29 protein-coding genes are annotated in these 23,022 nt (G+C 62.7%); 19 read left to right on the top strand and 10 right to left on the bottom strand.

Annotated features, from left to right (window positions below; translation table 11 throughout):
* Window positions 1–34 precede the first annotated feature (34 nt).
* Window positions 35–1,324 (bottom strand): OprD family porin, encoded by a 1,290-nt coding sequence (locus tag N805_RS04685; protein ID WP_019473795.1) that lies wholly within the window; start codon window positions 1,322–1,324, stop codon window positions 35–37.
* A 360-nt stretch (window positions 1,325–1,684) separates the two neighbouring features.
* Here N805_RS04685 and N805_RS04680 point away from each other — a divergent pair, with 360 nt between their 5' ends.
* The 3 genes from N805_RS04680 (at window position 1,685) to N805_RS04670 (ending at window position 3,134) form a co-directional block, all read left to right on the top strand.
* Window positions 1,685–2,044 (top strand): histone-like nucleoid-structuring protein, MvaT/MvaU family, encoded by a 360-nt coding sequence (locus tag N805_RS04680; RefSeq protein WP_019473796.1) that lies wholly within the window; start codon window positions 1,685–1,687, stop codon window positions 2,042–2,044.
* A 222-nt stretch (window positions 2,045–2,266) separates the two neighbouring features.
* On the top strand, window positions 2,267–2,794 hold the full coding sequence (gene gloA / locus N805_RS04675) for a lactoylglutathione lyase (RefSeq protein WP_019473797.1): 528 nt from the start codon (window positions 2,267–2,269) through the stop codon (window positions 2,792–2,794).
* A 97-nt stretch (window positions 2,795–2,891) separates the two neighbouring features.
* Window positions 2,892–3,134, top strand: coding sequence for a hypothetical protein (locus N805_RS04670; protein WP_016487634.1), 243 nt, complete (start codon window positions 2,892–2,894; stop codon window positions 3,132–3,134).
* Window positions 3,135–3,260: 126 nt separating this feature from the next.
* On the opposite strand, the gene N805_RS04665 is transcribed toward N805_RS04670, so the two are convergent.
* Window positions 3,261–4,082 carry a shikimate 5-dehydrogenase gene (locus tag N805_RS04665; protein WP_028613207.1) on the bottom strand — a complete coding sequence of 274 codons (822 nt, stop codon included), beginning with the start codon at window positions 4,080–4,082 and terminating at the stop codon, window positions 3,261–3,263.
* Window positions 4,083–4,242: 160 nt separating this feature from the next.
* Here N805_RS04665 and N805_RS04660 point away from each other — a divergent pair, with 160 nt between their 5' ends.
* Together N805_RS04660 and N805_RS04655 are read left to right on the top strand one after the other, a co-directional pair.
* Window positions 4,243–4,587 carry a hypothetical protein gene (locus N805_RS04660; RefSeq protein ID WP_028613208.1) on the top strand — a complete coding sequence of 115 codons (345 nt, stop codon included), beginning with the start codon at window positions 4,243–4,245 and terminating at the stop codon, window positions 4,585–4,587.
* Window positions 4,588–4,681: 94 nt separating this feature from the next.
* Complete coding sequence (locus tag N805_RS04655; RefSeq protein WP_028613209.1) at window positions 4,682–4,864, top strand: hypothetical protein; 183 nt, start codon at window positions 4,682–4,684, stop codon at window positions 4,862–4,864.
* 144 nt (window positions 4,865–5,008) lie between these two features.
* Here the strand turns inward: N805_RS04655 and N805_RS04650 are convergent, their stop codons facing one another.
* Window positions 5,009–5,341: a hypothetical protein gene (locus N805_RS04650; protein ID WP_019473702.1), complete on the bottom strand. Its 333-nt coding sequence runs from the start codon at window positions 5,339–5,341 to the stop codon at window positions 5,009–5,011.
* A gap of 165 nt (window positions 5,342–5,506) precedes the next feature.
* Between N805_RS04650 and N805_RS04645 the strand changes: the two genes are divergently transcribed.
* Window positions 5,507–6,331 (top strand): S24 family peptidase, encoded by an 825-nt coding sequence (locus N805_RS04645; protein WP_019473703.1) that lies wholly within the window; start codon window positions 5,507–5,509, stop codon window positions 6,329–6,331.
* A gap of 38 nt (window positions 6,332–6,369) precedes the next feature.
* Here the strand turns inward: N805_RS04645 and N805_RS04640 are convergent, their stop codons facing one another.
* Window positions 6,370–6,693, bottom strand: coding sequence for a DUF1654 domain-containing protein (locus tag N805_RS04640; protein ID WP_019473704.1), 324 nt, complete (start codon window positions 6,691–6,693; stop codon window positions 6,370–6,372).
* 495 nt (window positions 6,694–7,188) lie between these two features.
* Here N805_RS04640 and pbpG point away from each other — a divergent pair, with 495 nt between their 5' ends.
* On the top strand, window positions 7,189–8,115 hold the full coding sequence (gene pbpG, locus N805_RS04635; RefSeq protein WP_019473705.1) for a D-alanyl-D-alanine endopeptidase: 927 nt from the start codon (window positions 7,189–7,191) through the stop codon (window positions 8,113–8,115).
* Window positions 8,116–8,185: 70 nt separating this feature from the next.
* On the opposite strand, the gene N805_RS04630 is transcribed toward pbpG, so the two are convergent.
* Window positions 8,186–8,632, bottom strand: a complete 447-nt coding sequence (locus tag N805_RS04630) for a hypothetical protein (RefSeq protein ID WP_019473706.1) — start codon at window positions 8,630–8,632, stop codon at window positions 8,186–8,188.
* Between the two features lie 173 nt (window positions 8,633–8,805).
* On the opposite strand from N805_RS04630, the gene N805_RS04625 reads away from it, so the two are divergent.
* The 9 genes from N805_RS04625 (at window position 8,806) to N805_RS04585 (ending at window position 16,349) form a co-directional block, all read left to right on the top strand.
* The gene (locus N805_RS04625; protein WP_028613210.1) at window positions 8,806–10,140 is read left to right on the top strand and encodes a lysine N(6)-hydroxylase/L-ornithine N(5)-oxygenase family protein; all 1,335 of its coding nucleotides are present in this window, start codon (window positions 8,806–8,808) and stop codon (window positions 10,138–10,140) included.
* A gap of 175 nt (window positions 10,141–10,315) precedes the next feature.
* A complete protein-coding gene (locus tag N805_RS04620) occupies window positions 10,316–11,509 on the top strand; it encodes a PepSY-associated TM helix domain-containing protein (protein WP_028613211.1) in 1,194 nt (397 codons plus the stop codon).
* The gene (locus N805_RS04615) at window positions 11,506–12,045 is read left to right on the top strand and encodes a hypothetical protein (protein ID WP_028613212.1); all 540 of its coding nucleotides are present in this window, start codon (window positions 11,506–11,508) and stop codon (window positions 12,043–12,045) included. The genes N805_RS04620 and N805_RS04615 overlap by 4 nt, the downstream gene beginning before the upstream one ends.
* Window positions 12,042–12,362, top strand: coding sequence for a hypothetical protein (locus tag N805_RS04610; protein ID WP_028613213.1), 321 nt, complete (start codon window positions 12,042–12,044; stop codon window positions 12,360–12,362). The genes N805_RS04615 and N805_RS04610 overlap by 4 nt, the downstream gene beginning before the upstream one ends.
* Window positions 12,359–12,928 (top strand): DUF6162 family protein, encoded by a 570-nt coding sequence (locus N805_RS04605; RefSeq protein ID WP_028613214.1) that lies wholly within the window; start codon window positions 12,359–12,361, stop codon window positions 12,926–12,928. The genes N805_RS04610 and N805_RS04605 overlap by 4 nt, the downstream gene beginning before the upstream one ends.
* Window positions 12,929–12,944: 16 nt before the next feature.
* Window positions 12,945–13,847, top strand: coding sequence for a metal ABC transporter substrate-binding protein (locus N805_RS04600; protein WP_028613215.1), 903 nt, complete (start codon window positions 12,945–12,947; stop codon window positions 13,845–13,847).
* Window positions 13,844–14,593 (top strand): metal ABC transporter ATP-binding protein, encoded by a 750-nt coding sequence (locus tag N805_RS04595; RefSeq protein WP_028613216.1) that lies wholly within the window; start codon window positions 13,844–13,846, stop codon window positions 14,591–14,593. Before N805_RS04600 ends, N805_RS04595 begins: the two co-directional genes overlap by 4 nt.
* Window positions 14,590–15,489, top strand: coding sequence for a metal ABC transporter permease (locus N805_RS04590; RefSeq protein WP_028613217.1), 900 nt, complete (start codon window positions 14,590–14,592; stop codon window positions 15,487–15,489). The genes N805_RS04595 and N805_RS04590 overlap by 4 nt, the downstream gene beginning before the upstream one ends.
* Entirely contained in the window at window positions 15,486–16,349 is an 864-nt protein-coding gene (locus N805_RS04585) for a metal ABC transporter substrate-binding protein (RefSeq protein ID WP_028613218.1), read from the top strand. The genes N805_RS04590 and N805_RS04585 overlap by 4 nt, the downstream gene beginning before the upstream one ends.
* Before the next feature lie 173 nt (window positions 16,350–16,522).
* On the opposite strand, the gene N805_RS04580 is transcribed toward N805_RS04585, so the two are convergent.
* The 5 genes from N805_RS04580 to N805_RS04560 all read right to left on the bottom strand — a co-directional run bounded on the left by N805_RS04580 (window position 16,523) and on the right by N805_RS04560 (window position 19,807).
* Complete coding sequence (locus N805_RS04580) at window positions 16,523–17,575, bottom strand: DUF1615 domain-containing protein (RefSeq protein WP_028613219.1); 1,053 nt, start codon at window positions 17,573–17,575, stop codon at window positions 16,523–16,525.
* A 26-nt stretch (window positions 17,576–17,601) separates the two neighbouring features.
* The gene (locus N805_RS04575; protein WP_028613220.1) at window positions 17,602–18,153 is read right to left on the bottom strand and encodes a hydrolase; all 552 of its coding nucleotides are present in this window, start codon (window positions 18,151–18,153) and stop codon (window positions 17,602–17,604) included.
* A 57-nt stretch (window positions 18,154–18,210) separates the two neighbouring features.
* Window positions 18,211–18,930 (bottom strand): thioesterase II family protein, encoded by a 720-nt coding sequence (locus N805_RS04570; RefSeq protein ID WP_028613221.1) that lies wholly within the window; start codon window positions 18,928–18,930, stop codon window positions 18,211–18,213.
* On the bottom strand, window positions 18,927–19,148 hold the full coding sequence (locus N805_RS04565) for an MbtH family protein (RefSeq protein WP_016499090.1): 222 nt from the start codon (window positions 19,146–19,148) through the stop codon (window positions 18,927–18,929). Before N805_RS04565 ends, N805_RS04570 begins: the two co-directional genes overlap by 4 nt.
* A 257-nt stretch (window positions 19,149–19,405) precedes the next feature.
* On the bottom strand, window positions 19,406–19,807 hold the full coding sequence (locus N805_RS04560; protein ID WP_028613222.1) for a hypothetical protein: 402 nt from the start codon (window positions 19,805–19,807) through the stop codon (window positions 19,406–19,408).
* A gap of 210 nt (window positions 19,808–20,017) precedes the next feature.
* Between N805_RS04560 and purU the strand changes: the two genes are divergently transcribed.
* The 3 genes from purU to N805_RS04545 are packed head-to-tail and all read left to right on the top strand — an operon-like array spanning window position 20,018 to window position 23,015.
* The gene (purU, locus tag N805_RS04555) at window positions 20,018–20,884 is read left to right on the top strand and encodes a formyltetrahydrofolate deformylase (protein WP_028613223.1); all 867 of its coding nucleotides are present in this window, start codon (window positions 20,018–20,020) and stop codon (window positions 20,882–20,884) included.
* Entirely contained in the window at window positions 20,881–21,792 is a 912-nt protein-coding gene (gene folD / locus N805_RS04550) for a bifunctional methylenetetrahydrofolate dehydrogenase/methenyltetrahydrofolate cyclohydrolase FolD (RefSeq protein WP_028613224.1), read from the top strand. The genes purU and folD overlap by 4 nt, the downstream gene beginning before the upstream one ends.
* Window positions 21,774–23,015, top strand: coding sequence for an FAD-dependent oxidoreductase (locus N805_RS04545; protein ID WP_016499086.1), 1,242 nt, complete (start codon window positions 21,774–21,776; stop codon window positions 23,013–23,015). The genes folD and N805_RS04545 overlap by 19 nt, the downstream gene beginning before the upstream one ends.
* The last annotated feature ends 7 nt before the right edge of the window (window positions 23,016–23,022 follow it).

The following is a 23,022-nucleotide window of genomic DNA, read 5'->3' as shown; positions in this document are numbered from 1 at the left end:
TCAGGCGGCTACTGGTATTTGGCAAAATGCCCGCTTAGAAGATCGAGAAGTTGTAGCTGACAATGACCCGTGTTTCATCCATGTCACGCGCCCACTTTTCATAATTGCTCCGGTAAGTGGAATTACGCAGGCGCACGCTGACATCCTTGAAAGTGCCACTTTGCACCTGGTACTTGAACTCGGTGTCGCGTTCCCATTCCTGGCCTTCGGCGCTGCTGCCCGGCACCTTGATATTGTCGCCGTTGATGTAACGGGTGAAGAAGGTCAGGCCGGGGACACCCAGCGCCTTGAAGTCGTAGTCATAACGCACCTGCCAGGAACGCTCCTGAGCGGCGGCGAAGTCGTTGACCTGGGCATAGTTGACCAGGTACGGGTTGCTGCCATCCAGGTACGGCATGGCGCTGTCGCCATACATCCGCTGCCAGCCCGCACTGATCTTGTGGCCACCCAGGCTGTAGCCGAGCATGCCGCTGAAGGCGCGATGGTCGATTGCACCGGCGCGAGCGTTGCCAATGTCATCACTCTTGATCATGCGCAGGTCGGCAGACAGGCTGCCCACCGCCAACGGCTGGCTGGCCACCAGGCCGAGAAAGTGCTGGCGGTAGATATTTTCCAGCTTGGCCACCTGATATTGGGCACTGATTCGCTCGTTGAAGCGGTAATCGACACCCGCCAGGTCGAAGTGGTCGGCTTCGATATCGCAGGCATAGCGCTTGTTCTTGCAGTGCACGCGAATGTCCTGGCGATCGGTAGAATCCCGCGCGGTGTATTTGTCCAGACGGGCCAGGGTGAACTTCAAGTCGCGCACTTCCTCAGAAGTGAGCATGGCGCCATGGAACAGGGTAGGCAGCAGGCGGCCATCGTTGTATTTGAGCAAGGGCACATCCGGCATCATCGAGCCGTACTTGAGTACGGTATTGGACACCTTGACCTTGGCCGCCAGCCCCATCTTCGCGTACTGGTCAGCCGAGTGCCGAGGATCATGCCCGGAAGAAGGTAGCAAGCCGCTGTTACTGTCCGCCGGGCTGGAGTCCAGTTTGAAGCCGAACATGCCCAGTGCATCCACGCCGAAACCTACCGGCCCCTGGGTATAACCCGACTGCACATTAAGGATGAAACCTTGTGCCCATTCTTCCCGCTTGGACGCACCTTGGCTGGAACTGCTGTGGCCGTCACGAAAATCCCGATTGAAATAGACGTTGCGTGCTTCAAGCTTGGCACTGCTGTCTTCAAGAAAACCGGCAGCCTGGGCGTTGGCACCGGCACACAAGAGAAACAGGCCGGCAACACGGCGCCCGTGGGTGAGGGGAAAAGGGGCAAACATGCGAAGAAACATCCAGAATCAAAGGCGAGTTAACACACTGCGGCACACACTGGCCACGGCACTGCGACAAGGCCGAACAATCATCGGCTATCATCTGAAATGATCGCGCAAAGGCTCTGGCGCGGGCCATTGGACCATGGTCTACACGTGCTGGGAGGCAGACCCGAAAAAACCGGGAAATAGCGCTCGCAAAACTAGGAAAGTTCCCGTCTTACTTACAAAAGTTAGCAGTTTACCGAGTACCCATGAATGACTACACTCGATATCAGCGAACAGCGGAACCCACCCGCGTGGCTGGCGTTTTATGCGTATTCAATGTTCGTCACGCCCTGCCACGACTGACGTACAGGAGTGATTACAGTGTCCAGACTTGCAGAGTTTCGTGCTGCCGAAAAAGCGCTCCAGGAGCAGATGGCGCAACTGGAGGCGTTGAAAAAGGATGCCGGCCTCAAACGCGAAATCGAATTCGAGCAGAAACTAGTCGGCCTGATGAAAAGCTACGACAAGAGCCTGCGCGATATCATCGCCATCCTCGACCCCAAGGCGGTGGGCAGGGCTACCAGCCCAGCGCCCAAGCAACAGCGCCGCCCGCGGGTGGTAAAAGTTTATCAAAACCCGCACACCGGCGAGCGGATCGAGACCAAGGGCGGCAACCACCGTGGCCTCAAGGCCTGGAAAGAACAGTACGGAGGCGCCACGGTAGAAAGTTGGGTACGCTGATGAAACGTCCACGCGCACTTCACACTTTTTTCACAAGGGCTGGCTCAGTATCGAGACAGCTAAAGGACTAGCGACCCCACGCGCCCGCACATGCGGGCCTCTAATTCCAGCGCCCTGCCTTGTGCAGGGCGCTTTCATTTGCGCAATCAGCGCACTGCCGTATCATGGCCAGCCTGTCTGTTTTGCCGGTGCCCTGCGCCCGGCCCCGTCTCAGGAGTTCCCATGAGCCTGCACGATCTGCAAACCCTGCCTGGCGTCACCACCCAACCGGATGCCGCTACCGCACAATTCGTCTTCAACCACACCATGCTGCGGGTCAAGGATATCGAGAAGTCGCTGGACTTCTACACCCGCGTGCTGGGCTTTCGCGTAGTCGACAAGCGCGACTTTCCCGAAGCCGCCTTCAGCCTGTACTTCCTGGCCCTGGTCGACCCGGCGCAGATTCCCGCCGATGACGCAGCACGCCACCAGTGGATGAAGTCCATCCCTGGCGTACTGGAGCTGACCCACAACCACGGCACCGAAAGCGATGCCGAGTTCGCCTACCACAACGGCAACACCGACCCGCGCGGGTTTGGCCACATCTGCATCTCGGTGCCGGACGTGCGCGCCGCCTGTGCGCGCTTCGAAGCACTGGAAGTGCCCTTCCAGAAACGCCTGCAGGACGGGCGCATGAACCACCTGGCCTTCGTCAAGGACCCGGACGGTTACTGGGTAGAAGTGATCCAGCCGACCGAGCTCAAAGGCTAAGCGTTCATCGCCGTTCGCTCGTCGGGCCGGGAACTCCCGGCCCCTTGCTGTGGTATATGAAGGTAACTGCTTCACATGCCACAGCGAGGTAAGGACGATGCAATCTCTTCACTGTGAATACCGCGAGCACACCATCACCGCCAGCGTGATGCCCCACCCCGACTCCCCCCTGCCCTACGCCGCCGGCTGCCTGATCACCGCGCCCGACGGGCACACCAGCAAGCGCATGTCGATGCCGATGAAGTTTTTCTCCGACCTTGAGAACGCGCAGCATGTTTCGCTGGCCCATGGCCGGGCACTGGTCGACCAGCAGCTCGATGACGGGCACAAGGTGTTCTGACCCTGCCATAGCCTGTGCCGGCCCTTTCGCGGCTAAAGCCGCTCCCACAGTTACTTCACAGATCTCAGTGGCAGTGCTGTACCTGTGGGAGCGGCTTTAGCCGCGAAGGGGCCAGCACAGGAGTAACTAGATCTGCCGGGCGTAAGCTACTGCGGCATCCACCTGCGCCCGCGTCGGCCTGATACCCGTGTACAGCACAAACTGCTCCAGCGCCTGCAGCGCAATGACCTCCAACCCGGTGATCACCGGCTTGCCCAACGCCTGCGCCCGGCGAATCAACGGTGTCTGCGCTGGCATCGCCACCACATCGAACACCCGCTCCGCCGCTGCTATGGCGTTATCGGAAAACGCCAGCTCCTCGGTCTCCCGCCCGCCTGCCATACCAATCGGCGTCACGTTCACCAGCATCGGCGGGCAGATATCGCCCAACTCAGGCAGCCAGCGATAACCACACACATCTGCCAGCTGCCGACCGGCCTGCTCGTTGCGCGCAACGATGATGCCTTCGGCAAAGCCCGCATCGCGCAGGGCGCTGGCCACGGCCTTGGCCATGCCACCACTGCCACGCAGGGCGAAAGCGGTGCCCGGATCGACCTGATGCCGTGCCAGCAATTGGCGCACGGCCAGGTAATCGGTGTTGTAGGCCTTCAGGTGGCCGTCGGTATTGACCAAGGTATTGACCGACTCGATGGCCGCCGCCGACGGGTCGATTTCGTCCACCAGCGCCATACAGGCCTCCTTGTAGGGCATTGACACGCCGCAGCCGCGGATACCCAGAGCGCGGATACCCGCCACCGCCGCCGGCAGGTCATCGGTGCGCATGGCCTTGTAGTAAAAGTCCAGGCCCAGCTGCTGGTACAGGTGGTTGTGAAAGCGCACGCCGAAGGTGCCGGGGCGGCCGGCCAGGGATATGCACAGCACGGTATCCCTGCTTGGAGTTGTCGACATAACCTGCTCCTTTGTCATAACTGAACCGTTTGTGCAGCGTAACAGAGGCCACCACTGGTCGTCCCTTACACAACCTTTACCGTTCCCCTGTGCTCAGCTGACAGAGACTGGAGTCATATTATCAAGGCCCCGAACGTGGGGTTTCTTTGCGAGGTGCTCCATGAACCGTCACATTCCCGGAATCGCCCTGCTGGTCGGTGCCTTGGCCGTCAGCGGGCCCGCTGCTGCCCACGGCGGCCATGGCGGCGGTGGCTGGTATGGGCCGGGCCCGATCCTGGGTGCGGCGGTGGTCGGTGCTGTGGTCGGGGCAACGGCTTATGGCGGGCGTGACCGTACTGTGTACGTCGAACGCCAGCCGGTCTATTACGGGCCGCCGCCGGTGTACGTGCAACCGCCGCCGCAACCCGTGTACTACCAACCGTACTACGCGCCAGCACCGCCACCCCCGGGGTACCGCACCTACTATGGCCCGCCACCGGTGTATTACGGCCCGCCGCGCTGGTAACGGTTGATAGAACTAATGACCACTATCGATGAAGTTGATTTCAAACCGCTCAGGCTGCTGCGTATGGTAGAGCCATGTTTCACAGGAGGTCCACATGGCCACTATCCAGATCATGTCCGTTGTCGGCAGCGCCGTCCCCACTTCACTGCGTGAGCAGGGCCTGCTGGCATGCTGGTACCTGGTGCGTAACGGCGAAGCCGTAAGCGGCCCGATGCCGACCCTTGCCTCGGCCCAGGCCCTGGTCGAGCAGTTGCAACCAGGCACCTTGGTCGCCTGACCCGAATTTGTTGTGCGTTGCTCCCTACGCCCTTATGGCCCGCCGATCTGGCGGGCTTTTTTTTGCCAAAACACCTGGCTGGAAGTTTGAGGTGGCGCGCAAATCGAGCGCCGCCCACGCGGCGCATCGCGAGCACGCTCGCGCCTACAGTTTTTTCGGGCCAGTGATTTTTGTCGCCACAGCCAACTGGCTGGTCAGCGCCAGGACCTTGCCTTGTAGCCGCCCTACGCTTAACACCAGCTCGTTGCGCTCCCGGGCAAATTGGTCAGCTTTGGCCTCTGCCTCTCTGCGGGCATCCCGCTCAATGTCCAGCAGCTCGGTCAGTCGGCGGATCACTGCAATATCTGCGCTGTCCATCGCACGCTCGGTTGCATCCCTGGACAACCACTTGCGCAGCCATAGAAATGCCCCCAGTAACACAGTGCCCGTTCCGCTCAGCCAAGTGACTGTGCCCAGGCCGAGGTCGGTCGGATCCATGTGAACCTCATTACAGATGATGATGCGATGAGCCCCGGGAGAAAAATGTCTCGCTGGCTTTCTTTGTTTGTGCATTTAATTTAGCCTACAGCTAACTTCATCACAAGAGCCAATTTAGCCATGCGCACATTTAGCAGCAAGCTAAACACTGGCATGCTTTGCCCCATGGACATCTACGACATTCGCAAGCACAAGCTGGTCAAGCTCATTGGCAGCCAGAGGAAGGGATCCTGCGCAGAACGCTGGGGCATGGCGCCTGCACACCTGAGCCAGATCCTTTCCGACAAGACCGCGAAAAACCTGGGCGATGACGTGGCCCGCAGAATCGAGGGCATCGAAGGTTTGCCACGGGGTTGGTTCGACGCACTGTCGGCAGGCGACCCTGTGCAGGCGCCGGTTGAAACGGGCGACGGCAAGCTTTCGGCGGCCGACCTGGTCAAGCAGATGCTTGCCAGAAGCGGCAGAGGCATCCCTGAAGAAACCCGGCAAAGGTTGCTGGCCGCTGCAGAAGAACCGCAGGATGCCACGCTGGTAAAGGCTGAGCGTGTTCGCCCCGGCCTGGTCGGTGACGAAGTGTGGATTGCCCACTACGATGTGCGGGCTGCCATGGGCGGGGGCCAGATCCCCCACGACTACCCCGAAATGTTCAAGGACGTTCGCGTCAGCCCCAGCCATCTGCGCGAACTGGGTGTGGCGTTCACAGAACATCACCACCTGAAGATGGTAACGGGCTGGGGCCAGTCGATGGAGCCGACCATCAAGCACCGCGACCCGCTGATCGTCGATGTCAGCATTCGCGAGTTCGTTGGCGATGGCATCTACTTCTTTTCCTGGGGCGACCACATCTACATCAAGCGACTGCAGATCGCGGATGAGGACCATTTCGAGATGATCTCCGACAATTCGCGGCACAAAGACCGCATGATTCGCCGAGAAGAGACTTACATTCAGGCCAGGGTGCTATTGGTGTGGAATGCCCACCTTGTGTAGAACGAAGCCCGCCCGGCCCGGCGGGCATTTGCGGGTAGCTAGAAAGGTGCCGCCGCTTCCACACGCTCCTCGCTGTCCCGCTCGACGATAAAGTCGTCACGCTCTTCCACGCTGCTGCGCGCCCAGCACACTGTCACGCTCTGGTCATCGTTGAAGGTCAGGTCCAGTTCGGGCGTTTCCAGCAGCCGGCCCATCACTTCCTCCCATTCCGCGTCACCGTCGGTCTCCAGGCGATGCACAACGACCCAGCGCTGCGTCTGCGCGACCGGATGGTTGATCATCGACGAAACCCGCAAGCCAAGCCGCTCTACTCCGGTCATTTCCTGGCACTGCTGAGGTGCTGCCATCATGTGCTTAGACATATTCTCATCCTGATAGCTGTATATTCGTACAGTATTCCGGGAAAGCTTATCTCACCGCCAAATCCAGCGTAAAGCCCTGCCACAGAAAAATTTCGCCCACAGGTAATTACGGCGGCCCTACAACCCGACTGACCCGGTAAACTCGACGGTGCCATTTTCCAAGGTGTGCCCATTGTTGCGATTCATCAAAAGAAAGTTCTCCAGATTGCTGCGAAAGTGGTTTGTCTACCTCGCGGTTGCAGGGCTGGCGGGCAACTACAGCCGATTGTTCGATCATCTTTCACTCTGGAAGCCTTGGCGCCTTGCCAAGGGCGTAGCGGCGTACCTCATTGCATACTGATGCGCCTTTAACAAAGCACAGGATTAAATTTCGTTCACCTTGCGCCCTTTAGTCATAAGGCATTCGACAGCGTTTAGGCCATACTCCACAATGCAGCGGTTTGGGGGAAAACCCTTGCACAGCCAACGACATACCACCTTTTAGTGAGCCTCAACGTGAAAACATCCCTGTCCATCCTCAGCCTGCTGCTGTTGCTCACAGGTACCGCGACCCTTCCGTCGACTGCTGCTGCACAACCCCCGGCCCAAGTCCAACGTGACCCGTCCAAGCTGCATCTGGCTTCAGGCAGCGCGCTGCTGATCGACCTGAATACCAACCAGGAGTTGTATTCGAGCCACGCCGACCGCGTGGTGCCGATCGCCTCGGTCACCAAGCTGATGACAGCGATGGTGGTACTGGATGCCAAGCTGCCCATGGATGAAATGCTCACCATGACCATCGCCAACAACCCGGAAATGAAAGGCGTGTATTCCCGCGTGCGCCTGGGCAGCCAACTCGACCGCCGCGAGACCCTGCTGATTACCCTGATGTCGTCGGAAAACCGTGCGGCCAACAGCCTGGCCAACGCCTACCCCGGCGGCTACCCGGCGTTCATCAAGGCAATGAATGCCAAGGCCCGCAGCCTGGGCATGGCACATACTCGCTACGTTGAGCCGACCGGCCTGTCGACGCAGAACGTGTCCACCGCACGCGACCTGGCCAAACTGCTGATGGCCTCGCGCAAGTACCCGATGCTGAGCGACCTGTCGACCACCCGTGAAAAGACCGTGGCCTTCCGCAAGCCCAACTACACCCTGGGCTTCCGTAACACTGACCACCTGGTGAACAAGAGCAACTGGGACATCAAGCTGACCAAGACCGGGTTCACCAACGAAGCCGGGCACTGCCTGGTGCTGCTGACCCGCATGGACAACCGCCCGGTGGCCATGGTCATCCTCGATGCTTTCGGCAAGTACACCCACTTTGCCGATGCCAGCCGCATGCGCCAGTGGCTGGAGACCGGCGCAGCCAAGCCGGCACCGGCAGTGGCCATGCAGTACAAGAGCGAGCGGCAGAACAAGGGGCGCATAGCGTCCGAATAACCGCCTGGCGCTGCGCAGAACCTGTGTAGGCGCGACGCAAGGCCGCGCCTACAGGTATTGCGCGAGACAGTCAGGCCGTGGCGCTGACCATCCCGCCCGAACTGCTGCCACCCTCTTGCTGCAACAGCTCCAGCAGCTGCGCCGTGGCAGCCATGATCTGCCCGTTGATGGTGGCAATGCTTGCCTGCTTGGCGCCCACCGCAGCCGCCTTGGCCGCTTCATCCATCTTGCTGTTCTGCAGCGCGGCCAACTGCTTCTGCTCCTCGACCAGTTGCTTCTGCAGGTCCTTGATCAGCTGACGCAGCTCGGATACGGCCTCTGACTCGCCACTGTCTTCACTGTCCGCAGGTTGCGCCTGGCTACCCGCTGAAACTTTCATGCTGTCGCTACTGATGCTCAAAGGGCCCAGCGCCTCACCGGCCTGTTTTGCCTGTTCGCGTTCAGTGGCTGCGTTAGCGCTCAGCGTCTGCGCTGAAACGCCGTTGATCATCAGGTTGCTAGCCGTAATTGCGCTCATGTCTATTCCCTGGCTGAAAGATAGGTCCTTGCCGTAACCCCCCTATCGGCCATTCCGCGCAGTTCTTTAGCCCGCTTAAATTCCCCCGCGACTGGCTCGTTCCAACACATGTACTTGCGCAGGAGCCGGAGCCCCGGCGGGCCTCCATATCGACCATTCAGGGAATCGCAGCCATGAGCCAGTCCTCACAGCAGGAAACCATCAAAGATCTGATCGGCGTGGGCTTCGGCCCTTCCAACCTGGCCTTGGCCATTGCCCTGGAAGAACTCGCCGAGTCCCAGGGCTACGCCCTCGACGCACTGTTCATCGACAAGCAGCAGGACTACCGCTGGCACGGCGAAACCCTGGCCACCCAGAGCGAGCTGCAGATCTCGTTCCTCAAGGACCTGGTGTCATTGCGCAACCCCACCAGCCCCTACAGCTTCGTCAATTACCTGCACCAGAAGCAGCGCCTGGCCGACTTCATCAACCTCGGCACCTTCTACCCCTGCCGCCTGGAGTACAACGACTACCTGCGCTGGGCCGCCGAACATTTTGCCACCCAGGCGGTGTACGGCCAGGAAGTGCTGCGCATCGAACCTGAGGTGCAGGCTGGCCGGGTCGAGCACCTGCGCCTGGTTTCGCGCGACGCCCAGGGCCGCGAATACAGCCGCCGAACACGCTCGGTGGTGGTCGGCAGCGGCGGCACGCCGAAAATCCCGGAAAAGTTCGGTGCCTTCAAGGACGACCCGCGGGTATTCCATCACTCCCAGTACCTGAGCAGCCTGAACACGCTGCCGTGCACCGCCGGCAAACCGATGCGCATCGCAGTGATCGGTTCGGGCCAAAGCGCCGCCGAGGCATTCATCGATCTCAATGACAGCTACCCGTCGGTGAAGGTCGACATGATCCTGCGTGGCTCGGCCCTCAAACCCGCCGACGACAGCCCGTTCGTCAACGAGATCTTCTCGCCGGACTACACCGACCTGGTCTACAACGAACCGGCCGACCAGCGCAGCAAACTGCTGGGCGAATACCACAACACCAACTACTCGGTGGTGGACCTCAACCTGATCGAACGCATCTACGGCATCCTGTACCGGCAGAAGGTCGCCCACCAGCACCGTCACAACGTGCTGTGCCGCCGCCAGGTCGAAGCTGTGGTAGCTACCCGCGAAGGCCTGGAACTGACCCTGCGCGACCTCGCCACCGGCCAGCAGCAAACCCACCGCTACGATGCCGTGATCCTCGCCACCGGCTACGAGCGCCGCTCGCACCGTGACCTACTGGCGCCGCTGGCCGGTTACCTGGACGATTTCAGCGTCGATCGCAATTACCGCGTACTGGCCAGCCCCGACCTGCAGGCCTCGGTGTACCTGCAGGGCTTCTGCGAGACCAGTCACGGCCTGAGCGACACCCTGCTCTCGGTGCTGCCGGCCCGCGCTGCGGAAATCGGCCGAGCGCTGTATCAGGACTTGGCGCAGGTGCACGGTAAACCGCAACCGGCCGTGGCCCTGACCCGCGCCTGACCTTTCTACTGCATGCCTTCAAAGCCGGCCTGACGCCTCGCGCGCAGGCCGGCTTTGCATTTAGAAACATTTGCTTGCATTTAAATCGGCAGGTTTTCAATTCTCATTCGTCCTTATCAGTACAGCCCTCTTTGGTTGGGCATACGCTCGACCACCCATTGCAGAAGACCGTCTGATGGCCAAATCACCGAAAAAATCCAAATCCAGGCTGTGGTTCCTGGTCCATAGCTGGCTCGCCCTGCCGATCTGGTTCTTTGTGCTGATCGTCTGCTTTACCGGCATGCTCGCCGTGGTCAGCCAGGAGATCGTCTGGCTTGCCGACCCGGCCGTGCGTGCCAACAAGCCCGACGCAGACGTCGAGCGTTTGAGCTTTCAGCAGGTGCTGGAAGCTTTGAACAAGGCCGAGCCGGACATGGTGGTAGAGCGCCTGAGCCAGCCGGATGGTTCGCACTTCGCAGTAAAAGCCAGTGTCACCCTGCCTGACGGCACCAGCCCAACGCTGTATGTAAACCCCTACACAGCGGCCATTCAGGGCAAGACCCCGGACTTCAACTTCGAAGCCTTCACCCGCGCCCTGCATGGCTGGTGGCTGGTGCCGTTCACCAACGGTTTCAGTTGGGGCTGGTACCTGGTGTCATTGCTTGGCCTGCCTATGCTGGCTTCGCTGGTCACCGGCCTGGTGGTGTACAAGAAGTTCTGGAAGGGCTTTTTCAAACCCGTGCGCACCGGCCATGGCTCGCGGATTTTCTGGGGTGACGTGCACCGCCTGGCCGGGGTGTGGTCGATCTGGTTCATTGCGGTCATTGCCATCACCGGCACCTGGTTCCTGATCCAGGCGATCCTGTTCGACAACCACATCACCATATCCAGCCGGCCCATCGTGCCGGTGATTGCCCGTGAAGAAGTGCCACAGACCCAAGATGGCAGCCCGGCCTCACGCATCGACCTGGATGAGGCAGCGCGCATCGCCGGCCTGGCGATCCCGGGGCTGGAGGTGAATGCCATCTCGCTTCCCGCCACCGCCTACAGCCACATCACCCTGTCCGGCCCGGGCTGGTACCCGTTGATGTTCCAGAGTGCTTCGGTAAACCCGTACACAAGCAATGTCGACAGCCAGTTCCTGATCAGCGACCGCTCGGCGCTGGAGTTCGTCACCGAATCCATGCGCCCGCTGCACACCGGCGACTTCGGCGGCCTGCCGATCAAGCTGATCTGGTTCTTCTTCGGCCTGATCCTGACCTTGATGGTGCTCAGCGGCTTGCTGATCTGGACCAAACGCACCGCCCAGGCCACCGCCGCCGCCCTCAAACGCAGCGAGCGAGCCCCCCGTGCGGCACGCAGTGAAACCACCGTGGAGATCCACTCATGAGCCAGGCCCAAGCCCTGCCCGCCAGCCCGCTGAAGCAGCTATGGCTGAAGTGGCGTTTTCACCTGAACATCCTGTTGATCCTCATCCCGCTGGGCTTCATGCCCAAGTACTTCGCCGACGCAAAACTGTTCCGCGGCGAAGCCGGCCTTGGCGCCAACGTGATCAGCAATATCCAGGTTGGCCCGTACAGCCTCGACCTGGCCGAACTGCGTGACGAGGCGCCACGTGCCGACGGCCCCGCCGGCTACTTCAAGTCGTTCAATGCGTCGCTGTGCAAGGCGTGCGTCAAGGACGTCAAGGCAGCCTACCTGCGTATTGGCAAACCACGCAGCCTGCGCGCCGCCGGCACGATTTTCTTCGGCGCGCCTTACAACATGGGCACCTCGCTGCCGATCTCGCCGCGCACCAAAACCGACGCACAGATCTGGATCACCCTGGAAGGCTGGGACGGCAGCATGCACCAGGCGTCGGTCCCCCTGGCCAAAGCATCGCCAGCCACCGTGGCCTGGCTCGAAAAACAAGGAGGCAAGAAATGAAACAGCTGATGCGAACCCTCGCCCTGCCCTTGCTGGTGCTGGCCGCCGGCCCCGCCCTGGCGCATAACCCGATGTGCGAATGCGAAGAAACGGCCGGCGGCCAGGTCAAGTGCACCGGCGGTTTCTCGGACGGCAGCGGTGCCCCCGGGGTGACCCTGGATGTGATCGGTTATGACGAGCAGGTGCTGGTCGGCGGCAAGCTTGGCGACGACTCGACGCTCACCTTCAAGCGCCCGGACGGCGAGTTCTACGTGCTGTTCGACGCCGGCCCCGGGCATGTGGTGGAAGTCGACTACGCCGATATCGCCCAGCCATGAGCCGCGCCCAAGTAATTCGCCCGGCCGGCGCCGGCCACGAAACCCTGTACGTGCTGCTGATCAGCCTGCTGATCGTGGTGCTCGCCGCCAGCGTGGTGCTGCTGCGTGGTGAGCGCGAAGACGAACAGACCATCGCCAGCCACCAGATTGACGCCCGCCGCGACCTCACCGCCGCCGAGCAAGGCCTGTACACCGATCTGCGGGTGGCCTTCGACGAGATCCAGCTGCTGCGTGAAGAAAACGCTGCCGTGCCTAGCGTGCAGGCGCTGGCCGAAGAAGGCCTGCCGCCCTTCGTGGTCGATGCCGGCAGCCAGAGCCGTGGCGGCCACCAATGGTCATGGCTGGAGCCCGGCGCCTACCTGGGCCGCAGTCAGGCCCCTGAAGTCGCCGGCAGCCTGCTGCTGATCCTGCCGGCCGACAGCACTGGCCAGGCCGATGTCTGGCTGCGTCGCGACAGCGCCGCCATGTCCCCGGACGACCTCGCCCAGGCGGCACTGATTGCCGCTGGCTGGCAGCAGGTGGTCAGCCACTACGACGCCGGGGTCACCCGCGAACACCGTCACTGAACCCAAGGACTTCCCCATGTTCCGCTCCGCCCTCGCCCTGCTCCTGGCCCTTGCCCTGCCGGCAATGGCCCTGGCCGATAACGGCAAGCCGCTGCGCATCGGCATCACCCTGCACCCCTACTACAGCTACGTGACCAACATCGTCGGCGACAAAGCCGAAGTGGTGCCGCTGATTCCAGCGGGCTTCAACCCCCACGCCTACGAGCCACGGGCCGAGGACATCAAGCGCATCGGCACCCTGGATGTGGTGGTGCTCAACGGCGTCGGCCACGACGACTTCGCCGACCGCATGATCGCCGCCAGCGAAAAACCAGGTATCAACACCATCGAAGCCAACCAGAACGTTCCGTTGCTGGCCGCCACCGGCATTGCCGCCCGCGGCGCTGGCAAAGTGGTCAACCCGCACACCTTCCTGTCGATCAGCACCACCATCGCCCAGGTCAACAACATCGCCCGCGAACTGGGCAAGCTTGACCCGGACAACGCCAAGCTCTACACGCAAAATGCCCGGGCCTACGCCAAGCGTCTGCGTACCCTGCGTGCCGAAGCCCTGGCCAAGGTCACCGAGGCCCCCAGCGCCACCTTCCGGGTTGCCACCATCCACGCCGCCTACGATTACCTGGTACGCGACTTTGGCCTGGAGGTGACCGCCGTGGTCGAACCGGCCCATGGCATCGAACCCAGCCCAGCCCAGCTGAAAAAGACCATCGACCAGCTCAAGGCCCTGGACGTGCGGGTGATCTTCTCGGAAATGGACTTCCCGTCGGCCTATGTCGAAACCATCCAGCGCGAATCTGGCGTGCGCCTGTACCCGCTGACGCACATCTCCTATGGCGAATACACCAAGGAAAAGTACGAGGTGGAAATGAAGCGCAACCTCGACACCGTGGTCCGCGCCATCCAGGAGAACCGCGCATGACCGCCGCGGCCAACCTGGTGACGGCTTTCGGGCCGCGCATCGAGTTCGCTGGCATCGACCTGACGCTAGGCCGCACACGCATCCTTGAACAGGTCGGTTTCAGCGTGGCCCCAGGCAGCGTGCACGCCATCGTCGGCCCCAATGGCGGCGGCAAGAGCTCGCTGATCAAGACCCTGCTCGGGCAAATGCCGCATCAGGGCCAGCTGACCCTGCATTGGCCGAGCGAACGCGAAGTGATTGGCTATGTGCCGCAGGCCCTGGAGTTCGACCGCGGCCTGCCGATGACCGTGGACGACTTCATGGCCGCCATGTGCCAGCGCCGCCCGGCCTTTCTCGGCCTGTCGCGACGTGTGCAGCCGGCCATCGACGCGGCCCTGGCGCAGGTCGGCATGCTCGACAAGCGCAAGCGGCGCATGGGTGCGTTGTCCGGGGGCGAGCGCCAGCGCGTGCTGCTGGCCCAAGGCTTGATCCCCGAGCCGCAGCTGCTGGTGCTGGACGAACCCATGTCGGCACTCGATGAAGCCGGTATCCAGGTGTTCGAGCAGTTGCTGAAGGGCTGGCGCCAGGCTGGCACCACCGTGCTGTGGATCGAGCACGACCTGGAAGCCGTGCTGCGCCTTGCTGACCGGGTAACCGGCCTGAGCCGCAAGGTGCTGTTCGACGCCCCACCCGTACAGGCCCTGACCCCGGAGCGCCTGCTCGGCCTGTTCTCCGTTCACCCGCGTAGCGAGAGCCTTGCCTCATGAGTTTTGAAGCATTTCGCCAACTGGTCCAGGACTGGGCCACCGCTGGTTACCTGCCCGAGGCATTGGCCTATGGTTTCGTGGTCAACGCCCTGCTGGCCGGCCTGATGATCGGCCCGGTGCTGGGCGGCCTGGGCACCCTGGTGGTGGTCAAGCGCTTTGCCTTCTTCTCCGAGGCCGTGGGCCATGCCGCGCTGACCGGCGTGGCCATCGGTATCCTGCTGGGCGAGCCCTACACCGGCCCTTACGGCAGCCTGTTCGGCTACTGCCTGCTGTTCGGCATCCTGCTCAATTTCCTGCGCAACCGCACCGGGCTGTCGCCGGACACGCTGATCGGCGTTTTCCTGTCGGTGTCGCTGGCGCTGGGCGCCAGCCTGCTGCTGATGCTGGCAGGCAAGATCAACGTGCACATCCTCGAGAACGTGCTGTTCGGCTCGGTGCTGACGGTCAGTGGCCAGGACCTGGTGGTGCTGGGCATCGTCGCGGTACTGGTGCTGGCCTTGGCGCTGCCGCTGTACAACCGCATCATGCTGGCCAGTTTCAACCCACAGCTGGCCGCGGTGCGCGGGGTAGCGGTAAAGACCCTGGACTACCTGTTCGTGGTGCTGGTGACTTTGGTGACCGTGGCCGCCGTGAAGGTAATCGGGGCCATCCTGGTCGGTGCGCTGCTGGTCATCCCCGCTGCCGCCGCACGCTTGGTCAGCCAGTCGCTCAAGGGCTTTTTCTTCCTGTCGGTGGTGATTGCCACCATCAGCACCCTGTTTGGCATCCTGCTGCCGATCGTTTTCGACCTGCCGGTGCCGTCAGGCGCCGCGATCATCCTGGTCGCCGGCATCTGCTTTGCCCTGGCCGCCCTGGCCCGCGCCCTCGTCCCCCGCCTGCAAGGAAACCCGGCATGAATTTCAAACGCCTGACCCTGGCGCTGGCCCTGGCCGGCCTGCCGTCGCTGTCTTTTGCCACACAAGTGCTGACCACCCTGCCCGTCACCCACAGCCTGGCCAGCGCGCTGCTCGACGGCACTGCAGTACAGCTAAAAAGTGCGGCGCCGGCCAACCTGCCGGCCAGCCGACAGCCGTCGTACTTCAGCGGGCGCGGTGGCGCCAGCCTGGAAAAGGCCGCACAACAGGCCGACGCAGTGATCGGCGTGCGTTCGATCTGGCGTGACGACCCGCTGTACCCGATGGCCCGGCGCAGCAACATCCGCATCGTCGAAATCGATGCCGCACGGCCAGTGGACGGTGCGCTGCCAGGGATTGCGGTCTCGGGCGATGATGCCTATGGCGCCTACCCCTGGCTCAACCCGACCAACCTCGGGCGTATGGCCGATGTGGTGGCCAACGACCTGGAGCGCCTGGCACCGGGTGACAAAGCGAAGATCCAGGGCAACCTGGCGGGGCTCAAGCGCCAGTTGCTGGAGCTTTCTGCCGCCAGCCAGACACGCCTGGCCAAGGTCGACAACCTGACGGTGGTGAGCCTGTCCGAACGGTTGGGTTACCTTGCCAGCGGGTTGAACCTGGATGTGGTGGAGCAGCCCCTGCCGACCGAATGGGATGCTGCCGCGCTCAAGGCGCTGGAGGAGAACCTGAAAGCGCAGGATGTGGCACTGGTGCTGGACCACCGCCAGCCGGACGCGGCGGTGGCCGAAGTGATCAAGGCAGCCGGGGCGAAGCTGGTGGTGGTGGAGAGTGACCCTGAGGATGCGTTTGCAGGGTTGAAGGCCAGTGTCGACCAGGTGGTTGGGGCATTGGGCGAAAGCTGATGGTGTCTGCGCCGGCCTCTTCGCGGGTAAACCCGCTCCCACAGGGACCTCACTGCCTTCCGAACCAATGGTATCCCTGCGAAGGCCTTGAGGTACTGCGCTGACCTCACGGTGAGTGATAACCCTGTGGGAGCGGGTTTACCCGCGAAGAGGCCGGCACAGGCAACACATGACTAACGCTTCATGCACCGCTGATAACGCTCATCCACCCGCCCGGCAAACCATGCCGTGGTCAGCTTGCGGGTGATCTTCGGGCTCTTCAGCTCGATCCCCGGCAATACCGCCCGTGGCACCGGTTTACCGGCCTTGGCATCCGCCAGGGCAAATACTCCGCTGTACAGTTTGCTGTCCTCGAACGCCAGGCTGTCACCCTCCCCCAGCTGGCTGCGAATCTGCGGGTTACGCAGCCCCAGCTTCACCCCCAACTTTCTCGCGGCCTGCTCGGTGGTGCCTGGCATGATCGCCCCCGGTGCAACCAGGTCGCCGTCCAGGGCAAGCGGCACGCCGGTCGCCTTGCTCAATGCCGCCTGGAACGCCGCGTTGCGACTGGCGTACCAGCCTGCGTTGAAATCGGCAAAACGGTACAGCTGGCGTTCATAACTGGCCGGGTAGCCCAGCAGGTGGGCAATACCGAAATACATGCCGCCGCGCCGGGTGAACACTTCCTGGCGAATCGTGCCGTCATGGCTGTAGGGGTACGCCTGCGCATGCTTTTCGGCGAAGTCGATGCTGACCTGCATCGGCCCGCCGGTGTGCACCGGGTTCAGGCCGTCCAGCAAGGTCTTGCCAAGCGGCACACGGGCAATGACCTCGTCATACAGTTCGCTCAGCTGCTTCTCGCTGCGCACTGCCTGCAAACGCTGCTGGTAGCTCTGGCCGTTGCCCGAAGGGGTTTTCAGAGCGCCGTCGACCAGCAGCCTGGGAATATGCAGGCGTGCGGCACGGCGGTCGATTTCCTCACGGGCGATACGGCCCAGGTTGGGTACCTGCGGATCGGCAGTGAAGGTCGATTCCTGTTCGGTCACCGCCAAGACGGCACACAGGTTGCTTTTGCTCGGTGCAATGCGCTGGGCTTCGAATGCCACTTGAATGTCCCTCGCCCAGCCCTCGCGGTCCTTGGCCTGGGCAGGCAGCAACCGCAGCAGCTGGGCACGGACCTTGGCCGGATCAGCTTCTGGCGCTTCTTCACGGCGCCCGGCACAGCCTTGCAGCAGTGCCAGGGCCATCAACCCGGCAGCCAGTAACCGGCCGTTCAGGGCTGTTCACCGACCAGGTAGGTTTTGCTGATGTGGCGGAACAGCGGGTGGCCGGCACTGCCCATCAATTCGAACAACACCATCTCACGGGTCACCACTTGCGCCCCGGCGGCACGCATGCGCGCCAGGCCCGCCGCCTTGCTGGCCGGGGTGCGGCTGTCGCAGGCATCCTCGACCACGAACACCTGCTTGCCCAGTGTCAGCAGGCCAAGCACCGTCTGTAGCACGCAGACATGGGTTTCCATACCACACACGATCACCTGCTCACGCGCCATCAGGCTGGCCGGCAGGCACTCGGCGGCCACGCAGGAAAAATGGCTTTTCTCCACCACTTCGGCGGCCGGTGCTGCGGCGAGCAGTTGCGCCAAAGTATGGCCCAGGCCCTTGGGATACTGCTCGGAAATCACCGTCGGCAACTCCAGCTCGGCGGTCGCCGCCAACAACCAGCGTGCCCGCGCCTGAGTACCCTCGGGGTCGCTCATGGCGCCGATGAGTTTTTCCTGGATGTCGACGACCAGCAGCGTGGCCTTGTGTGGATCGATCAGCATTGTCCGCCCCTTGCCTGGGAAAAGGCCTAGCCTCCACCAGGCAAGCGGTGACGTCAATCAGGCAGAAAGCCGAAGCGGTTCCAGTGAAGCCGTCAGCGCGCCGAGCACGTGGTCTTCCTGCTCATGGATGAAGAAGTGGCCACCGGGAAACATCTGCAGCGAGAACTCGCCCTGGGTCTCTTGGCGCCAGGCCTGCAATTGCTCGTCGCTGGCCCGGTCCTGCGCGCCGCCCAGCACGTGCAGCGGGCACTGCAACGCCGGCCGCTGGCGGTAGGCGTAGGTGCCGCAGAGCAGAAAGTCGGCGCGCAGGGTAGGCAAGGTCAGGCTCATCAGTTCGGCGTTGGCCAGCACTTCCTCGGGGGTACCCTGAAGCTCGCGCAACTCGCTGATCAGCTCGGCGTCACTCTTGGGCTCGCGCCAGTTCTTGCCGTCGTAGTCCTCACGCCGCGTGGGCGCCGCCGTGCCACAGGCGAACAGCGCCAGTGGCGGCGGGCAGTCCAGCGCTTGCAGCTCATGGGCCAGCTCGAACGCCAGCAGCGCGCCCAGGCTGTGCCCGAGCAGCGCATAGGGGGCATTGGCCGCCAGGCGCTGCTCGCTGGCCAGTTGCCGGGCAAGGGCTTGCATGTCGGTGTGCAGCGGCTCGGCCATGCGCGCACCACGCCCGGGCAGCTCCACCGGGCGTACTTGCAGCCAGGCTGGCAGCTTGCGTCGCCAGCGGCTGTAGACCATGGCGCTGGCCCCGGAATACGGCAGGCACAGCAGGTTCAGTGGATTCACTGAGTAGCGGCTTCGGCCATTTTCTGGCGCAGGCTCAGCGGGCGCATGTCGGTCCACACCTCATCAATATAGGCCAGGCAGTCCTTCTTCAAGCCACTCTTGCCCACGGCACGCCAGCCGTTGGGGATGGCTTTGTAATCCGGCCAGATCGAGTACTGCTCTTCGTGGTTGACCACTACCTGGAACTGGATATCGTCGCGGTCGAAAACGGAAGTCATTGCCTGTCTCCTTGAATGATGAGTGCCGCTGCACACCTGGTGCAGGGGGGCTTTCAAGTAGACGTAGCAAGTGGCAAAAAAATTAGTGAAAGCCTGGCTCGAGCCCCTGTAGGAGCGGCCTTGTGTCGCGATCGCGCGCGCAGCGGCCGTAAAACCTGCCTCCCCGATTTTCCTGACTAGCCTCGGTTGCCTGAATTGCGGCCGCTGCGCGCCCGATCGCGACACAAGGCCGCTCCTACAAAAGACCGCCTACCACTTCAGGCATCACGCAGCAGGTCGTGGGTATCGAGCAGGCGGAAGGCGACCTGCGGGTTGCGCTCCAGCCCGCGCCGAATTGCCGCAGGGATGGACTGCCGGGTCTTGCGGCACAGACCCGGCTGGTCATCCAGTTCAATGACGATACCGCGCATGGTTCGCACTTCGTTGTAGCCGGGGGCAATGTGCACGCGGATGCCGAGGTTTTCATACATCCGTTGCTGCAGGCGTTGCAGGTCTTCGAGGTCCTTGAGGTTTTCCAGGCGCTCGAGCAGGCGTTTTTCTTCCTGACGGGTCAGCAGGAGGATGCGCTGGGCAGCCTGCGGCTGTTCGACCAAGTGTTCGCGGCCGCAGTCGCAGGCGCCAGGGGGGCAAGGTTGGCGCAGAGGGGGTGATGTGGTCATTGGAGCAAGCATAGCCCGCCAGAGACCCAGCAAAAAACTTTCCTGTCAGGATAAAAAATTTCACAAACCACTAGACCGCGTCCTCTCAATTCGCCTATAAATCGCCTAAAGGAAATTTATATTCCTAACAAGAAACAATTCTTCGCCCCCTCGAAGTTACTTTTGCCCTTGTGCCCGACCTGCCCCACTCCATCACGAGGCCTATCCGACATGCACCCTGCTCCCGATCACTTCATCCTGCGCGTCAGTTGCCCGGCCGTGTCCGGCATCGTCGCCGCGGTGACCACCTACCTGGCCGAGCACAGTTGCTACATCAGCGAGATGGCGCAGTTCGACGACGAGGACAATGGGCGTTTCTTCATGCGCGCGGTGTTCCGCTTCAACACCGGTGTCAGTGGTGATACGCCGCAACTGGAGGCTGGCTTTACCGACGTGGCCCTGCGCTTCGATATGCAGTGGAGCCTGCACAGCAGCGCCCGGCCGATGCGCGTGCTGCTGATGGTGAGCAAGTTCGACCACTGCCTGTCCGACCTGCTGTACCGCCACGCCAAGGGCGAGCTGGACATGCACATCACCGCCGTGGTCTCCAACCACCTGGACCTGCGCCCGATGGCCGAGCGCCAGGGCATCCGCTTCGTCTACCTGCCGGTGACCCAAGACACCAAGGCCGAACAGGAAGCCGCGCTGCTGCGCATCGTCGAGGACACTGGCACCGAACTGGTGGTGCTGGCGCGCTACATGCAAATCCTCTCTGATGACCTGTGCCGCCAGCTGTCGGGCCGGGCGATCAATATCCATCACTCGTTCCTGCCCGGTTTCAAAGGTGCCAAGCCCTACCACCAGGCCTACCAGCGCGGGGTCAAGCTGATTGGCGCTACCGCCCACTACGTGACCAGCGACCTGGACGAAGGCCCGATCATCGAGCAGGAAGTGCAGCGCGTGGACCACGCCTACGCCCCGGAGGACCTGGTGGCCATCGGCCGCGACACCGAAACCATCGCCCTTTCCCGCGCCGTGAAATACCACCTTGAACACCGGGTATTCCTCAACCACGACCGCACGGTGATCTTCAAATGAACACCCTTCCCAGCGTCAAGCTGATCGATGGCAAGGCTACCGCCGCGCGGGTGCTGGCCGAAGTGCGCGAGCAAGTGCAGCAACTGCGCCACGGCGGCGTGCAACCGGGCCTGGCCGTGGTGCTGGTGGGCGCCGATGCCGCCAGCCACGTGTACGTACGCAACAAGGTGCTGCGCGCCGAAGAGGTGGGCATCCGCTCGCTGGAACATCGCCTGCCCGCCGACACCACCCAGGCCCACCTGCTGACCTTGATCGACCGCCTGAACTGCGACCCGGAGGTAAACGGCATCCTCGTGCAACTGCCGTTGCCCGGGCACATCGACGAGCACCGTGTATTGCAGGCCATCAACCCGCTCAAGGACGTGGACGGCTTCCACAGCGAGAACGTGGGTGGCCTGGCCCAGGGCCGCGATGTGCTCACCCCGTGCACCCCCAGCGGTTGCATGCGCCTGCTGCGCGACGCCTGTGGCGAGCTGCGCGGCAAGCATGCAGTGGTGGTCGGCCGCTCGAACATTGTCGGCAAGCCCATGGCTGCCCTGCTGCTGCAGGCCGACTGCACGGTGACCGTGGTGCACTCGCGCAGCCGCGACCTGCCGGCGCTGTGCCGCCAGGCCGACATCCTGGTGGCCGCGGTGGGCAAGCCACGGCTGATCGGTGCCGACTGGCTCAAGCCCGGCGCGGTGGTGATAGACGTCGGCATCAACCGCGTCGATGACGGCGGCCACAGCCGCCTGGTCGGTGATGTCGACTTCGCCGCTGCCCTGCCCCAGGTCGCCGGCATTACTCCGGTGCCCGGTGGCGTCGGCCCGATGACCATCGCCTACCTGATGAAAAACACCCTGCTCGCCCTCGACCTGCAGCAACAGGCCGCCCACCAGGAGCGCACCGCATGCCTTTCGCCCTGCTGAAATACGGCCTGAGTGCCGACTACCCGGTGGAGGTCGACCTGCCGCCACCGTGCGAACTCAAGCCACGCTATGACGTGGTGATCATTGGCGGCGGTGGCCACGGCCTGGCCATCGCCTACTACCTGGCCAAGTACCACGGCGTCACCAACGTCGCCGTGCTGGAAAAGGCCTACCTGGGCGGTGGCAACACCGCACGCAACACCGCGGTTATCCGCTCCAACTACCTCACCAGCGAGGGTGTGCGCTTTTACGCAGAATCGGTGCGCATGTTCCAGAACCTGTCGAACGAGTTCGACTTCAACATCATGTATTCCGAGCGCGGCCAACTCACCCTGGCGCACACCGATGCCACCGTGCGCGCCTTCCGCCAGCGTGCCGAGGTCAACAAACACTTTGGCGGGCGCACCGAAATGATCGACCGCCAACAGATTCGCGAACTGGTGCCCAGCCTCAACCTCGACCCTGGCCACCTGCCGGTACTGGCGGGCCTGTGGCACATCGACGGTGCCACCGCGCGCCACGACGCCGTCGCCTGGGGCTACGCCAAGCAGGCAGCCAAGCGCGGCGTGGAAATCCACCAACTGACCGAAGTACAGGACCTGCTGATTCGCAATGGCCGTATCGAAGCGGTCAAGACCAACCGGGGCACGGTGCAGTGCGGCTGCGTGGTCCAGGCCGTGGCCGGCGCCAGTTCGCTGCTGATGGCCAAGGCTGGCATCCGTGCGCCGATCCACACTTACCCGCTACAGGCCATGGTCACCCAGCCATTCAAACCGTTTCTCGACCCGCTGGTGAGTTCTTCGGCGCTGCACTGTTATGTGCAGCAAACCAGCCGGGGCGAAATCGTCTTTGGCGGCGGCTCCGACCCGTACCCGCTGTACAACACCCGCTCCACCCTCGACCTCAAGGAAAGCCTGCTGGCCCACGCCATCGAGATGTTCCCGTTCATGGCCAACGCCAAGCTGATGCGCCAGTGGGCCGGGATGACCGACATGACCCCGGACTACAGCCCGATCATGGGCCTGTCGCCGGTGCACAACTACTACCTGGACGCCGGCTGGGGCACCTGGGGCTTCAAGGCTACACCCATCTGCGGCAAGACCATGGCCGAGCTGGTCGCCAGCGGCGGCAAGGTACCCGAAATGATCGCCCCCTTCGCCCTGGAGCGCTTCAGCCGCTTTCAGCAAGTCAACGAAATGGGCGCCACAGCGGCCAGCCATTAGGAGCATC

The organism is Pseudomonas putida S13.1.2, assembly GCF_000498395.2.
Classification (GTDB): domain Bacteria; phylum Pseudomonadota; class Gammaproteobacteria; order Pseudomonadales; family Pseudomonadaceae; genus Aquipseudomonas; species Aquipseudomonas putida_Q.
The sequence above is the reverse complement of the archived record's forward strand: the minus strand, read 5'-3'. Positions and strand labels throughout refer to the sequence as shown.